This is a genomic window from Alteromonas marina (genome assembly GCF_000808575.1).
In the GTDB taxonomy this organism is placed as follows: domain Bacteria; phylum Pseudomonadota; class Gammaproteobacteria; order Enterobacterales; family Alteromonadaceae; genus Alteromonas; species Alteromonas marina_A.
In genome coordinates this window covers 1-416 of record NZ_JWLW01000020.1, presented here as the reverse complement: position 1 = coordinate 416, position 416 = coordinate 1, and the positions used below count along the sequence as shown (strand labels likewise).

The window sequence follows — 416 nt, the reverse complement described above, 5'->3', positions numbered from 1 at the left end:
GCGCCATCTTTAAATGTGCCTTCAAGGGCAATTTCAGGTACCCCATCACCGGTTAGGTCATCCATCACCATAACCTGCATGTTCTTCCAGTTTGCCGGCCAGTTGAATACAGAAATGCGTTTGCCAGTACTGCCACTACGCACAAAGAACTGCGGTTTACCTTCGTTGCCCTCGTCCTGGCGAATACCAAATAAACCAATATCCATAACATCATCGCTATCCATATCAGGTAACGCAATAGGCGTTATTGACGAAGGCACGTAAGCGCCCGCTGCCCACCGAATGTTCGACAGTTCCGCACTATCCACAGGATTTATAATGGAAAGACTAGGCACACCACCACCTACACTAAATATTCCTAGCTCAGTGACACCATCACCATTCACATCTTGCCACAGTAACGGTATGCCTGAGCC

Annotated in this window: 1 protein-coding gene; it reads right to left on the bottom strand. The window is 48.3% G+C overall.

From position 1 onward, the window contains the following. A partial coding sequence (locus RJ41_RS19170; protein ID WP_039221165.1) for a hypothetical protein occupies positions 1-416 on the bottom strand: 416 nt, incomplete at both ends.